The sequence below is a fragment of the Methylobacterium sp. J-090 genome, assembly GCF_022829345.1.
In the GTDB taxonomy this organism is placed as follows: Bacteria; Pseudomonadota; Alphaproteobacteria; order Rhizobiales; family Beijerinckiaceae; genus Methylobacterium.
Window position 1 is genome coordinate 1 of the sequence record NZ_JAKSXV010000089.1, and the last position, 13,642, is coordinate 13,642.

Annotated in this window: 14 protein-coding genes and 1 pseudogene; 11 read left to right on the plus strand and 4 right to left on the minus strand. The window is 70.3% G+C overall.

The annotated features are described in order from the left end of the window. The 3 genes and pseudogenes from MKK49_RS15065 to MKK49_RS15075 form a co-directional block, all read left to right on the plus strand. Nucleotides 1–196 (plus strand): annotated as a pseudogene (locus tag MKK49_RS15065) (oxalate/formate MFS antiporter); the annotation flags it as partial. A 166-nt stretch (nt 197–362) separates the two neighbouring features. After that, on the plus strand, nt 363–1,583 hold the full coding sequence (locus MKK49_RS15070) for a GTP-binding protein (protein ID WP_244029780.1): 1,221 nt from the start codon (nt 363–365) through the stop codon (nt 1,581–1,583). After that, nucleotides 1,583–1,873: a hypothetical protein gene (locus MKK49_RS15075; protein ID WP_244029782.1), complete on the plus strand. Its 291-nt coding sequence runs from the start codon at nt 1,583–1,585 to the stop codon at nt 1,871–1,873. Before MKK49_RS15070 ends, MKK49_RS15075 begins: the two co-directional genes overlap by 1 nt. 102 nt (nt 1,874–1,975) lie before the next feature. On the opposite strand, the gene MKK49_RS15080 is transcribed toward MKK49_RS15075, so the two are convergent. Genes MKK49_RS15080 through MKK49_RS15090 form a run of 3 tightly spaced genes read right to left on the minus strand, consistent with a single transcriptional unit; the run spans nt 1,976 to nt 3,526 of the window. Then, nucleotides 1,976–2,680 (minus strand): alpha/beta hydrolase, encoded by a 705-nt coding sequence (locus MKK49_RS15080; protein ID WP_244029784.1) that lies wholly within the window; start codon nt 2,678–2,680, stop codon nt 1,976–1,978. Beyond that, nucleotides 2,677–3,051: a YybH family protein gene (locus MKK49_RS15085; protein WP_244029786.1), complete on the minus strand. Its 375-nt coding sequence runs from the start codon at nt 3,049–3,051 to the stop codon at nt 2,677–2,679. Before MKK49_RS15085 ends, MKK49_RS15080 begins: the two co-directional genes overlap by 4 nt. 31 nt (nt 3,052–3,082) lie before the next feature. Next, entirely contained in the window at nt 3,083–3,526 is a 444-nt protein-coding gene (locus tag MKK49_RS15090) for an OsmC family protein (RefSeq protein ID WP_244030184.1), read from the minus strand. Nucleotides 3,527–3,828: 302 nt separating this feature from the next. Between MKK49_RS15090 and MKK49_RS15095 the strand changes: the two genes are divergently transcribed. From MKK49_RS15095 to MKK49_RS15105, 3 genes are all read left to right on the plus strand, one after another. Continuing rightward, on the plus strand, nt 3,829–4,290 hold the full coding sequence (locus MKK49_RS15095; protein WP_409565082.1) for a PAS domain-containing protein: 462 nt from the start codon (nt 3,829–3,831) through the stop codon (nt 4,288–4,290). A gap of 102 nt (nt 4,291–4,392) precedes the next feature. Further along, nucleotides 4,393–5,643, plus strand: coding sequence for a formyl-CoA transferase (gene frc / locus MKK49_RS15100; RefSeq protein ID WP_244029791.1), 1,251 nt, complete (start codon nt 4,393–4,395; stop codon nt 5,641–5,643). A 454-nt stretch (nt 5,644–6,097) separates the two neighbouring features. After that, complete coding sequence (locus MKK49_RS15105; RefSeq protein ID WP_244029793.1) at nt 6,098–7,273, plus strand: HPP family protein; 1,176 nt, start codon at nt 6,098–6,100, stop codon at nt 7,271–7,273. A 49-nt stretch (nt 7,274–7,322) separates the two neighbouring features. Here the strand turns inward: MKK49_RS15105 and MKK49_RS24665 are convergent, their stop codons facing one another. After that, on the minus strand, nt 7,323–8,651 hold the full coding sequence (locus tag MKK49_RS24665; RefSeq protein WP_244029795.1) for a glycosyltransferase family 61 protein: 1,329 nt from the start codon (nt 8,649–8,651) through the stop codon (nt 7,323–7,325). A gap of 826 nt (nt 8,652–9,477) precedes the next feature. On the opposite strand from MKK49_RS24665, the gene MKK49_RS15115 reads away from it, so the two are divergent. From MKK49_RS15115 to MKK49_RS15135, 5 genes are all read left to right on the plus strand, one after another. After that, complete coding sequence (locus MKK49_RS15115; RefSeq protein ID WP_244029797.1) at nt 9,478–10,365, plus strand: ferritin-like domain-containing protein; 888 nt, start codon at nt 9,478–9,480, stop codon at nt 10,363–10,365. A gap of 134 nt (nt 10,366–10,499) precedes the next feature. Next, nucleotides 10,500–10,937: a prepilin peptidase gene (locus tag MKK49_RS15120; RefSeq protein WP_244029799.1), complete on the plus strand. Its 438-nt coding sequence runs from the start codon at nt 10,500–10,502 to the stop codon at nt 10,935–10,937. Between the two features lie 170 nt (nt 10,938–11,107). Further along, nucleotides 11,108–11,302: a Flp family type IVb pilin gene (locus MKK49_RS15125; RefSeq protein ID WP_244029801.1), complete on the plus strand. Its 195-nt coding sequence runs from the start codon at nt 11,108–11,110 to the stop codon at nt 11,300–11,302. 91 nt (nt 11,303–11,393) lie between these two features. Further along, complete coding sequence (gene cpaB, locus MKK49_RS15130; RefSeq protein WP_244029803.1) at nt 11,394–12,368, plus strand: Flp pilus assembly protein CpaB; 975 nt, start codon at nt 11,394–11,396, stop codon at nt 12,366–12,368. 115 nt (nt 12,369–12,483) lie between these two features. Next, a complete protein-coding gene (locus tag MKK49_RS15135) occupies nt 12,484–13,629 on the plus strand; it encodes a CpaE family protein (RefSeq protein WP_244029805.1) in 1,146 nt (381 codons plus the stop codon). Nucleotides 13,630–13,642 lie beyond the last annotated feature (13 nt).

A 13,642-nucleotide genomic window follows, 5' to 3' on the forward strand; every position in this document is an offset into this window, starting at 1 on the left:
CCTCCTGGTCCCCGTCGCCAACTACCTCCAGCAGGCGACCAACAGCTGGGACGGCGTCTTCCTCGTCGCCGCCGGCGCCAACGTCCTCGCCTCGCTCCTCGCCATCGCCGTCCTGAAGCCCTGGCGCAAACGCGTCGTCGCACAGGCGCAGATCGCAACCGAGACCGCTCAGGCGCCGCGCATCGTCACCGCCTGACCGTCGGCACCACCATCCAGAATGCGGGGCCGGACGAAAGTCCGGCCCCGTTTTCGTTCGGCGACCCGCCATGCGGGCCGATCGGCATACCAGTCCCGGTTGACACCGCGCCGCCCGGGGTCCTAACATATGTAGTGTTATAACATTACATAACTACAGGATGCCGATGCAGACCCCCGTTGCCCGCCTTCCGGTGACCGTCCTCACGGGCTTCCTCGGCGCGGGAAAGACCACGCTCCTCAACCATATCCTGAACAACCGCGAGGGGCGGCGCGTCGCCGTCATCGTCAACGACATGAGCGCGGTGAACATCGATGCCGACCTCGTGCGGGCCGGCGGCGCCGACCTCTCGCGCACGGACGAACGCCTGGTGGAGATGACCAACGGCTGCATCTGCTGCACCCTGCGCGACGACCTCCTCGCCGAGGTGCGCCGCCTCGGCGAGGCGGGCCGGTTCGACTACCTGCTCATCGAGGGGACGGGCATCGCCGAGCCCCTGCCGGTGGCGAGCACGTTCTCGTTCCGCGACGAGGCCGGCCGCTCGCTCTCGGACGTCGCCCGCCTCGACACCATGGTGACGGTGGTGGATGCGGTGAACCTCCTGCGCGATTACGGCTCCGAGGACTTCCTGCGCCAGCGCGGCGAGACGGCGGCCGTGGAGGACACCCGCACCCTCGTCGATCTCCTGGTCGAGCAGATCGAGTTCGCCGACGTGGTGGTGATCAACAAGGCCGGGGACGTGCCGCCCGCGCAGCTGGCGCTGGTGCGCTCCGTGGTGCGCGGGCTCAACGGCGATGCCCGGATCGTCGAGGCCGATCACGGCCGCGTCGCTCCCGCGGCGGTCCTGAACACCGGCCTGTTCGACGAGGACCGGGCCCAGGCGCATCCCCTGTGGTTCAAGGCGCTCTACGGCGCCCACGCGCACGTGCCGGAGACGGAGGAATACGGTATCGCGTCCTTCGTCTACCGGGCCCGCCGTCCGTTCGACCCGGAGAAGTTCGACCGCTTCGTCCACGCCACCTGGCCGGGCCTCATCCGGGCCAAGGGGCATTTCTGGCTGGCGACGCGGCCCGACTGGGTCGGCGAGTTCTCGCTCGCCGGCGCCGTCGCGAAGGTCGGCGCCATGGGGTTCTGGTGGGCCGCCGTGCCCCGGGCCCGCTGGCCCGAGATCGACGGGTTCGCGGAGAAGATGCGGGCGGTGTGGAGCGAAGTCTGGGGCGACCGGCGCCAGGAACTCGTGTTCATCGGCACCGGCATGGACTGCGACGCCATCACCGCGGCGCTGGATGCCTACCTCGTCGGCCCGGCCTCGCCCCGGCGCTTCGATCCGGTACCGTTCCGGCACCTGCCCGATCCGTTCCCCGCCTGGCAGCGCAGCGGCGCCTGATGGGATTCGTCAGCCGGGCGGATCTGCGCCTGCGGCAAGCCGTCCGCGCGACCGAGGCCGCGCGGGTGAAGGCCGAGCTGGTCGCGCGGCTCGGACTGACGCCGGACGACGCCGTGTCGGTGAACGAGGTCGCGTGTGACGCGGCCTGCTGTCCCGATGTCGCGACGGTGGTGCTGGTGATGCGCGCCCGCGAACCGACCCGATCGTTCCGGATCGCCCGGCCCCTCGCCGCCGTCACGCCGGCCGACCTCGCGGGCGTACGGGAGGCGGAGGCGCGGTCGCGGGGCTAGAGCGTTTTCTTACGCCGAACCGGCAACCACTTCGGCGGACAATGCGCGAGCCGGATGCGCGCCGGCCCGAGGCCGCTCCGCACGGGTTTTCCCGGCGCTCCGTCACCCGTCCGCCGCACGGCGGAAGAACGCCACGGCCTGCGCCACCACCTCGGGCTGGTGAGCGTGCGGGCCGTCGTACTCGACGACCGTGACGTCGTAGCCGGCCGCGCGCAGGCGGGCGGCGTGGGGGCGGGCGCTGCGGTCGATGGGGATCTGCTCGTCGCGGGTGCCGTGGGACAGGAAGATCCGCGGCGCGCCTGCCTGGAGGTGGACCGACAGGAACCCCGCCGAGGACGCGACCACGTGGGTGACCACGTCGCCGTTGGCGAGCCCGAGGGACAGGGCGTAGCTGCCGCCGTCGGAATGGCCCGCGAAGACGAAGCGCGCCGGGTCGAGGGGAAAGCGCGCGGCCACCGCGGCCAGGGCCTCGGACAGGCGCTCGCGGTCCGGCCCGTGACCGCCGATGACGAGGTCCCAGGTCGGGAACAGCGATTGCGGGGCCAGCAGCAGGAAGCCCTCGGCCGCCGCATGGGCCTCCAGCATCGGCAAAATCTTCTCCGCGCTGCCGCCCCCGCCGTGGAACAGCACCACGAGGGGCACGGGCCGGCCGGGTATCAGGCCGTCCGGCACCACCAGCACCGCGTCGCGGGTGTCGAACAGGCCGAGCGCGTGCCGGCCGGGGGGCAGGGGCGGCGCCACCGGCAGGCGATGCGCGAAGCCGAGGCGCCCGGTCAGTTCGGGCGCGAGGGCGACGCCGTCCGTCACGCGGACTCCCCCTTGGGGAGCGGCTTGATCTTAAGCTGGTCGATCACCCAGAGCCAGCCGCCGTCGGCCTGGCGCCGGGCCGTCTCCACGGAGATATTCCCGTTGGGCAGGCGCGCGAAGGTCATGGCGAGGTCCCCGTTGCGGAGGGCCGGCAGGGTCTCGACGGCGGGAAACTCGGATTTGCGCGCGAGCAGGTCGGTGTAGAACGTTTCGATCTCGGCGTGGCCCGTGGCGACGACGGCGCCGGCGGCCACCACGGCGTCGGGCTCGTAGAGCGCCACCAGACCTGCGACGTCGCCCGCATTGGCGCGGGCGTTGAACAGGCGAGCGAGGTCCTCGGGTGCGTCGGCGCGGCTGGTGTCTGTGGGCATCGCGGATGTCTCCTCGTGGGAATGGGTCGCTTCAGCGCAGCCGGCGCCCGGTTCCGTCCTGGACGGTGACGGCGACGGGGATACCGGCCTCGACGCTCTGCGACACGGTGCAGAAGCGCTCGAACTGCTCGAGCACCCGGTCGAGGCGCGGCAGGGTTTCGGCCGGCTGGCCGAGCGCGATGGCGACCTCGATCCCGCCGATGCGCAGGCGCCCCTCGGCGTTGCGCACGATCCGGCAATGGGCGTCGGCCGCCACGCCGCCCGCCTCCTGCCGGAACTTGCCGAGGGCGAACACCATGCTGGCGCACAGGCAGTTCGAGACCGCCGCCACCAGGAGCTGTTCCGGGCACGGCCCGAGGCCCTCGCCGGCGGGCGGCGCCTCGTCAACGACCAGACCCGCGATCAGGTCGCCGAAATCCACGGTGAAGCGGTACGCCGCCTCCTGGGTGATGCGGATGCCCGGCCCCCGCCCCACGGCCGGGTCGAGAAGGACGGGGTCGAGCCCCGGTGGCGGCGACGCCACCTCGCCGGGGGCCGGAATGGTCGGTTGACAGTCCGAAATGCTTGGCATACCAAATACCAACAACAGGCAGACAGAAAAAGCAAGTCCTCGTCAGGCCCGCCCAAGGGCCGACGACTGCCGAATGCCCGGAGGAAGCGATCATGCGCTCGGATATTCGCCCGCACCACCCCGTCCCGTCCATGCTGCACTTGCGAACGATTGTCTTGCTCCGCAACAAGACGGCGGCGGACCCGCGCTGAGGCATGGCGGAATCCATGGGTTCCCCGACGCAGGCCATCGACTTCGCCGACCTGGTGGGCACGATGGGTGACGCCGTGGTGGTGTCGGACGCGAGCGGCGCCATCGTGGTCTGGAACGCCGCCGCGACGCGCATCTTCGGCCACAGCGCCGCGGAGGCCATGGGCCAGTCCCTCGACATCATCACCCCGGAGCGCCACCGCCGGCGCCACTGGGACGGCTACTTCGAGACCATGCGGACGGGCGTCACCAAGTACGGCGCCGACGTGCTGCGGGTGCCGGCCGTGCACAAGGACGGCCGCGCCCTCTCCATCGCCTTCACGGTGGGGATGCTGCACGGCCCCGACGGAACGGTCGCGGGCATCTCCGCCGTCATCCGCGACGACACCCGTCGCTGGACCGAGGAGCGGGACCTGCGCCGCCGCCTCGCCGAATTCGAATCCCGCGCGCCCTCGCCGGGCGCGGTGGAGACGGCCTGACCGGGCCAGACGCCACACGGCCAAAACGAAGAGCCCGCGCCGAAGCGGGCCATACCGAAACGATTTCGTGTCCGACACCGAACGATCAGGGAGAACGCCGCAATGAGTAAGCCGCTCGAGGGTATCAAGATCATCGACTTCACCCACGTCCAGGCCGGTCCCGCCTGCACCCAGCTGCTGGCCTGGTTCGGTGCCGACGTGATCAAGGTCGAGCGTCCGGGCTCCGGCGACGTGACCCGCACCCAGCTGCGCCACGTCGAGGATGCCGACGCGCTCTACTTCACCATGCTGAATTCCAACAAGCGTTCGCTCACCCTCGACACCAAGACCCCCGAGGGCAAGGAAGTCCTGGAGACGCTGATCCGGCAGTCGGACGTCATGGTCGAGAATTTCGGCCCCGGCGCGCTCGATCGCATGGGCTTCTCCTGGGCCCGCATCCAGGAGCTCAACCCGGGCATGATCCTCGCCTCGGTGAAGGGCTTCTCCGACGGCCACCATTACGAGGACCTCAAGGTCTACGAGAACGTGGCGCAGTGCGCCGGGGGCGCCGCCTCCACCACGGGCTTCTGGGACGGCCCGCCCACCGTCAGCGCGGCGGCTCTGGGTGATTCCAACACCGGCATGCATCTGGCCATCGGCATCCTCACGGCGCTCCACCACAAGAACAAGACCGGCACCGGCCAGAAGGTCGCCGTGTCGATGCAGGATTCGGTGCTCAACCTCTGCCGGGTCAAGCTGCGCGACCAGCAGCGCCTCGACGCGCTGGGCTACCTCGAGGAGTATCCGCAGTACCCCCACGGCGAGTTCACCGACGTGGTGCCGCGCGGCGGCAACGCGGGCGGCGGCGGCCAGCCCGGCTGGGTGCTGAAGTGCAAGGGCTGGGAGACCGACCCCAACGCCTACATCTACTTCACCATCCAGGGTCACGCCTGGGCACCGATCTGCAAGGCCATCGGCAAGGAGGAGTGGATCGACGATCCGGCCTACAACACGGCCCGCGCCCGCCAGGACAAGATCTTCGACGTGTTCGCCATCATCGAGGCCTGGCTCGCCGACAAGACCAAGTTCGAGGCCGTCGACATCCTGCGCAAGTTCGACATCCCGTGCTCGCCGGTCCTGTCGATGAAGGAACTCTCCGTCGATCCGTCGCTGCGCGCAAGCGGCACCGTCGTCGAGGTCCAGCACCCGAAGCTCGGCTCGTACCTGACGGTGGGAAGCCCGATCAAGTTCTCGGACATGACCGTCGACATCGTGGCCTCGCCGCTGCTCGGCGAGCACACCGACGAGGTGCTCCTCGACCTCGGCTACACCCAGCAGCAGATCGAGCACCTGCACCAGGCCCGCGCCGTCTGACGTAAGGCCTCCACCCGACGAAGCGGCGCGCCCATGGGCGCGCCGTCCGCGTTGTGGGCGCCACGTCGAACACCTGTGCGCGTTTCCACTCTCCACGCCTGATGACTGGACACACACATCCGCTCTGTCGCTGGTTTCGACAGGCGTGTGCGTTGGCGTGAAGCACAACAGGCCCCCTCTCCTGGAAGGAGAGGGTTGGGGTGAGGTGTGGGACCTGTTCGGAGAGTTCGCACACCTCACCCTGTCCCTCTCCTTCCAGGAGAGGGGACCCGTGTTTCCCGCGAGATACGAAGACAACGATTCGAAAGGCGATGGGTCCTGAAAGACTCTCGGGCTGGCATCGCTCGCTGATCCAGTGAACTTCCTATCCGACACGCTTCGGATGCTCGGCTCCCTTGCCGCATTAGAGTCTCCCGTCACGCCCCGCAAAACAGCGCCGAGGCCCGTTCCGACGATGCGCCTGTCCCTGCGTCACCTCCTGCCGGACACCCAGCCGTTGAGCCGGCGCGAGCGCCTGCGCTCGGCCGCGGGCGCCCTCGTCGGCATCCTGGTGACGGGGCTGGTCGGCCGGCTCGCCCTCGGGCCGGACCCGGCCTGGCCGGCCCTCATCGCGCCCATGGGGGCCTCGGCGGTGCTGCTCTTCGCCGTGCCGGCGAGCCCGCTGGCCCAGCCCTGGTCGATCCTCGGCGGCAACCTCGTGGCGGCGCTCGTCGGGGTCACGGCGGCCCACGCCATCGCCGATCCCGCCCTGGCGGCGGCCCTCGCCATCGGGGTCGCCATTGGCCTCATGACGACCCTGCGCTGCCTCCACCCGCCGAGCGGGGCCGTCGCCCTCACGGCGGTGCTCGGCGGCCCGGCGATCCACGACCTCGGCTACGGCTTCGTCCTGTGGCCCGTGGGCGCCAACTCGATCCTGCTTCTCTCCGTCGCGATCCTGTTCAACAACCTCACCGGGCGCGCCTACCCGCATGCGGGGTCTCAGAAAAGCGCCGACCCGGCCCCGTCCGCCCGCGGCGGCGTCACCCCGGCCGACCTCGACGCGGTGCTGGACGCCTACGATCAGGTCCTCGATATCGGGCGCGACGACCTCAAGGCGATCCTGGCGGGGGCGCAGCTCGCGGCCTACCGCCGCCGCGCCGCCGGCCCGGTCACCTGCGCGGCGATCATGTCCCGCCACGTCATCGCGGTGGCGCCGCACGCGCCCCTGCACGAGGCCCTCGACCTCCTGCGCCGCCACCGGGTCAAGGCCCTGCCGGTGACCGACGAGGGCGCGCGCATCCTCGGCATCGTCACGCAGACGGACCTCCTGGACAAGACCGTGTGGGAGCGGCCGGGCCCGCGACTCGGATTCGCCCGGCGCGTCGCCCTGACCCTGGCCCGGGGCCGCGCGCCCCACGGCAGCGTCGAGGACATCATGACGAGCCCCGTGCGCTCCGTCCGCCCTGAGACGCCCATCGCCGACCTCGTGCCGTGGATGCAGGATGCCGGCCTCTCCCACCTGCCCGTGGTCGGCCCCGACGACCGCCTCGTCGGCATCGTGTCCCAGGCCGATCTCGTGGCGGAGTTGCTGGCCGAGGCGGTGGGTTCGCGCCGGGCGACGCCGAACCCCGCCGAACCCGCCCTGGCGTGACCGGGGAAGACCCGGCCTGCCACGCCCCCGCAGGACGCCGCGGTGGGCCCTACGGACCCCGCGCGGGTTGCCCGGACAGAGCCACCTCGACCGCCCTCACCACATCGGCGACGGGGACCTCCCAGGTCTGGCCGTGGAATGCGGGATTGAGGTCGGCCCAGGGTTGCGGGGCGGCCCCGATCACGCAGCCGTAGGTGAGGTCTCGAAGCCCGGCCAACCGGCGAAAGCACCAGTTCGCGTAGGCATCCATCATGAGTTCGATGACGATGCAGCCCCGCGATGCGAAGCCGATATTCGTCAGTCCGGCCCCGTGCGGCGACACGATGATGCGGGCCTGGCGGAAAAGGTTGATCTGGCCCGGGATCGTCAGGTCCTCCAGGCGCACGGCCACGAACCCCAGCGCCGCGAGGGCGTGGACGACGGCGTCCTCGTTCGACAGCCTTCGCTGCGAAGCGCCCCGGCGATCGACGTAGAGCCGCTCGATCCGGCCGCGCCCGTCGACCACGTGATTCGCCAGCACGGCATCGAAGAACCGGTTGAGGACCGGATGGTAGTCGAACACCCCGTGCAGATCCCACGGCAGGAGCAGGGTCTCGACGCGCAGCGTCTCCGACGGCAGGACCGGCCGGAACTCGATCCCGGGCGGCAGGCCGGCAAGTGCGAGGAGCTCGCCCTGGCCGATGGCGTCGGACGCGTACAGCACCGTCCGGACCGTTTTCAGCACCGTGTCGGGGACGGTCGACAGCTTGGCGACCCCATCGATGACGGCGTGCCAGTAGCTGTTTCCGCCGGGCATCAGGAGGCTCAGATGGGTGCCGGACAGGGGCGTCACCCGGTCGATCTCGAGGCGGATGCCGGAGTCCTCGATCCGGTACCGATGCCGGCCGGGCTCCGTATGCCAGGTCGTCTCGGTCACCATCGCGTCGCCGATCCCGAGGAGACCGGCCGATCCGTGGACGAGGGCGTCGGCGATGGCATGGACCGTGGTCGGGAGGGACAGGTAGGAGGTCTGCCGCCAGGAAGCGTGGCGCTCGCTCTCGCGGATCGCCACCCGCTCGAGGGTCTCGGCACCGACGCGGAGGGGCGGGAGATGCACCGTCACCCTCGGATACGCGACCAGGGTCTCGATCGCCGCCGGGCCGGTGCCGGCCTCCCGCAGGATCTCGGCCAGCGCACGCAGTTGCAGGGGCGCGACGGGCGGCGGCGCGTCAGTCGCGTCGGCGGCCGCGTCGGCGATCTCGCCGGCGGTCGGGTGACCGGCCCCATCCCCGGCGCGCCGATCCCGTCGGTCGGGCCCGGCGGCGAACGCGCGGCGAACCCGCCGGGCGACGCTGGCCCAGGCGGCCCGGATTCCCTTCCCTGACAGCCGTGGCGTCACCGGTCACCCCCTCGCCCCACCGGCCCTGGTCCGGGCGCTTCACAGAACGTCCCGTCACCCGTGACCGGATGCGGCGCAGGGCGGGCGCCCCGCGAGCGGCCCATCCGAACCGAACTCGAGGTCCGGTACGCCCCCTTTGAGCATCGCATCGACCAGACATCGCGCCGCCGAAGGTAAAGATCCTGCCCCGACGCACAGCCGAAGCCTAGATCTCCCCTGATCCCGTCTTGCGAAGCCGAGTTGCCGAGCCGAATTACGAAGCCGACTTGCAAAGACCCGCGCCCTCGTCGAAGCTTGGACCCCGGACGGACGACGACGAAAACGCCACCGGGACGTCCGGTTCGGTCGACCGAATGGGCCCGGTCCACCATTCCGCCGTCCGCTGGCATTGCATCGGCATCCTGCGCAACCCCGCGAAGGGATCGGCGGCGCGATTGTGATCGGCGGGCGGCCCGGGACGCGCCGGGCTTTCCGCCGGAGCGCCGTCCCGAAACCTGCCCAACCTCTTGATCGAATGATCTTTTTCCCGGTCGTCACGGGGTACCGGTCCGCGCAATCAGGCGAAAAAGTCCGCATCACTTATTTGTGATTTCGTACAACTGAAACTTTCTGGTCGCGTGAAACGTAGTTGCCCTCTAGTGTTTCGATGGCTTAATTTCGAAGAGCAATAAAAGATATTCATTAACACATTGATAAAGCTGGATTTTCGTTTTTTGAAAGACATGGCGACTTCTTTATTCAACCGTAGCCGCTTGATTCAAAACCATCGTTTCACGTACCATCGGATGATCGATACGCGCGATCACTCAAGGGAGTCACAACGATCATGGAAAACGCCTCCGTGCCCACCAACGATTTCGCCGGTTTTGATTATGCCGCTGGACGCCGGGCGTTCATGCGGACCCTCGGCCTCGGCGCGGCGGGCGCCGCCCTCCTGAGCGCCGCCGGCGGTCCGGTCAGCGCGCAGACGGCCTCCGTCGGCGCCGCCGACGTGTTCAACTTCGCCCTGAACCTCGAATACCTCGAGGCCGAGTTCTACCTCCGGGCCGCCTTCGGTCGCGGTCTCGCCGATGCCGACATCTCCGGCACGGGCACCCTCGGCGCCGTCACCGGCGGCCGTCAGGTCTCCTTCGCCACCCCGCTCGTCCAGGGCTACGCCAACGAGATCGCCGACGACGAGGAGAAGCACGTCAAATTCCTGCGTGCGATCCTGGGCAATTCGCGTGTCGCCCGTCCGACGATCAACTTCGTCGACAGCTTCAACGCGCTGGCGCGCTTCTCCGGCCTCGGCAACACCTTCGACGCCTTCGCCAACGAGACCAACTTCCTCCTGGCGGCCTTCGTGTTCGAGGATGTCGGCGTCACCGCCTACAAGGGCGCGGCCCCGCTCCTGCGCAACAACGAGTTCCTCGAGGCGGCCGCGGGCATCCTCGCCGTCGAGGCTTACCATGCCGGCCTCATCCGCACGGTGCTGGCGAGCCGCGGCCTGTTCCAGCAGGCTCAGGCGATCTCCGATCTGCGCGACTTCTTCGACGGCCCGAGCGACCTCGACTTCGGGATCGGCACGGCCGCGCGGCCGGACCTCGTCCCGACCGATGCCAACTCCCTCGCCATCAGCCGGACGCCGGCCCAGGTCCTGGCCATCGTCTACGCCAGCGGCACGGCCCAGCCCGGCGGCTTCTTCCCGAACGGCCTCAACGGCCTCGTTCGCTAAGCCGACGACGGAACGTCGCGGCGCCGCCCGGCCGGTCGCCGGGCGGCGCGTCTCAGGACACGGGCGGGGGTCACGCTTCGAGCGCGATCCCCGCTCGCGTCCGTCGCGGATGGCGGTGACCCGGAAACAACGTCTTGGGCGTTCTGATCGACGGCCTCGTCTGCGCGGTGCTGGTCTTCGTCGCGGTGGAGGATGCCCGGCGGTTCCGCATCCGGAACGGCGCCGTCGCCCTCCTCGTGGCGCTGTTCGGACTCGCCGCGCTGGTGTCGGGCACCGTTGAGGACGCCGCCTGGCACGGTGTCTTCGGCGCCGCGGTCCTGGTCCTGATGTTCGGCGCCTTCTCGGCGCGGCTCGTCGGCGCCGGGGATGCGAAGCTGATGACGGCCGCCTGCCTGTGGACCGGACCGGAGAACGCCCTCACGTTCGCCCTGATCCTGTTCGGCCTGACCGTCCTCTACGGCATCGGGGCGGCCCTGCGGCTTCTTCCCGCCCGACGGGACGGGGCTGGAACAAAGATCCCGTTCGGCCCCAGCATCGCCGTGGCCTGGATCGCGACGATTGCTTTGGTTTGACGAAACTCACCGAAACAAGACCGGCCGCTCGAGCCTAATACCGCGAATGTCAGCTGAGCGGTTGACGGAATCGAACCTTCGATTGACACGTTTCGATCCGCAAGGGATCATTTACCATCTTGGATAGGCGGCCGCGATGCGGGCGCGCCGCGTCTGTGGGGACAGGTCACATGAAGCATCTCATCGAACGCTTTTGCCGCGAGGACGACGGTGCGGCGATGGTGGAATACGCCCTGCTGGTGGCGCTGATCGCCCTCGTGGCCATCGTGGGCCTCACGGCGACGGGCACCAGCCTCAACGCGCAATTCGCCAAGATCAGCTGCAAGATCGCCACGCCGACGGCGGATTGCACGCAGACCCAGTGATCCCGGCAGCGGGGAACGGCGCGATGCGGGAACGCGGGCTCGACGGGCGGGGCGAACCGGATCGGATCACCGGTCGCCGGAGGCGTGTGTCATGAGGGCCTCGTCGGCGATCTCCCTCGGCGTGGCCCTGGCCTTCGGCGCCCTGGCCGCCTTCCTGGCGCGCGGGCTGTTGCTCAGCGCTGATACGCAGGCCCGGCGGCCCGCCCAGGGCCGCATGGTCGTGGCCTCCGCCCCCGTCGGCTTCGGCACGGCCTTGACCTCGGCCAACCTCCGGGAGGTCGACTGGCCCGCCGGGGACAGCCTCGACGGTGCCTTCACCTCCATCGCCGACCTGACCCGCGACGGGCGTCGCCTCGCCCTCGCCCCCCTGCAGCGCAACGAGCCGGTTCTGGCCGCGAAGGTCACGGCCCCCAACCAGCGCGCGACCCTGTCGACCCAGATCGACGAGGGCATGCGCGCGGTCTCGGTCCGGGTCGACGAGGTGCGGGGCGTCGCCGGCTTCGTGCTGCCGGGCGACCGGGTCGATCTGATCCTCACCCGCGGCGAGGGCGGCACCCAGGACAACGCCTACGCGGACGTCCTGATTCAGAACGCCAAGGTCCTGGCCATCGATCAGGTCGCCGGGGACCGGCAGGACAAGCCGACGATCGCCCGCGCCGTCACCCTGGAACTGTCCGTCGCCGAGGCCCAGAAGGCGATCCTCGCCCAGGGGATCGGGCGCCTGTCCCTGGTCCTGCGCCAGACCGGCGAACCCGTGGCGCAATCGGCCCAGCGCGTCACCGCCGCCGATCTGTCGGCCGGCGAAGGGGCCGCCGCCAAGGATCGCATCGCCGAACTCACCGCCCAGGTCGAGGCCCTGCGCAAGGCGTCCGAGGCCGCCGCGGCCCTCGCCGGCGAGGGCGCCCGCGCCCAGCTCGCCGAGATGGAGACGCGGCTGCGCGTCGAACTCGGGCAGCGGATGCCGCCCGGCATCGCGCCGGCGGCCCCGGCGCCGCCGAAGCTCACCATCAACGTCATCCGCAACGGATCGAAGCGCGAACCCTACGCGGTGGATTCCGAGGACTGACGGGCGCGCGGGACGAGCCCTCGCCCCCGAACCCTCGCCCGCGAGCGCCGACCGCGCGTGTCCCGCGTCGAAAAACCCGGCCGCACTTGAATTCCCCGTCCCATCCGGAGCCTTCGTGAACTGTTTTCTGATCGCGGCCGATCGCGGCGCGGCGCGCGTGCAGGCCCTGGCCAAGCACGCCCAGGGCCTCGGATACACGGTGTCGTACGTGGCCGACGTCGCCGCCCTGCACCGTGACCGGACCTTCGCCAAGGCGCGCACGCCCCTGGTGCTGATGCCGGAGGAGGCCGGAGCCGCCCCGGGCGCCGTGGCGGAGGCCGCGATCCAGCTCGCCCGCGCCGAGCAGGGCCGGGCGTTCGTGGTCCACGTCGCCGCGGCCCTCGCGCCGGATCTCTACAAGGCCCTGGTGCGCAGCCAGTCCGGCGAATGGATCGGCTGGGACAACGCCGCCGGGGAACTGCGCGAGGTCACGAGGACCCTGGGCGCCACGGAGCCAGCGGAGAGCAACGCCCGGATCGTCAGCTTCCTGCCGAGCAAGGGCGGGGTCGGAAACACCACCCTCACGGTGGAGACCGGCATGCGCCTGTCGAGCCGGCGCAAGCAGCCCCTGCGCGTGGCGCTCCTCGACCTCAACCTGCAGGGCGGCACCCTCGCGGACGCCCTCGACATCGAACCCCGCTTCGATATCGCCGAGATCGCCGCCCAGCCCGAGCGCCTCGACGAGCAGCTCGTCGATGTGTTCACCAGCCGGCATACGCCGCGCCTCGACGTCTTCGCCTGCCCGCCCCGCCGGATCGCCTTCGACGACGTGCCGCCGGCGATCCTCTTCACCTTCATCGACACCATCGCCCGGCGCTACGAGGCGATCCTCATCGATCTGCCGAAGGCGTGGGTGCCGTGGATCGACAACATCCTTCAGGGGTCGGACGCCGTCGTGCTCTCCGGCGGCGCGACCGTGCCGGCCCTGCGCGCCCTGACCCAGTCCCTGGCCCATCTCGACACCCTGGAGATTCCGGCCGACCGCCTCGCGGTGGCGGTCAACGCCTGCGACGTCGATCTCCTCGGCCGGATCGCCCATCGCGACCAGATCGAACGCCCCCTGTCCGGCCGCTCCGTGTTCTGCCTGCGCCGCGACGGCGCCACCGCCAACGCGGCGCTCGACGCCGGTCGATCCTTGCTGGAGATGGCGCCCAACGCTAGGCTGACCCGTGATCTCGGCCGCGTGGCGGAGTGGTGCGGCACGGCGGCCAAACTCGCGTGAGCCGATCCGAGAC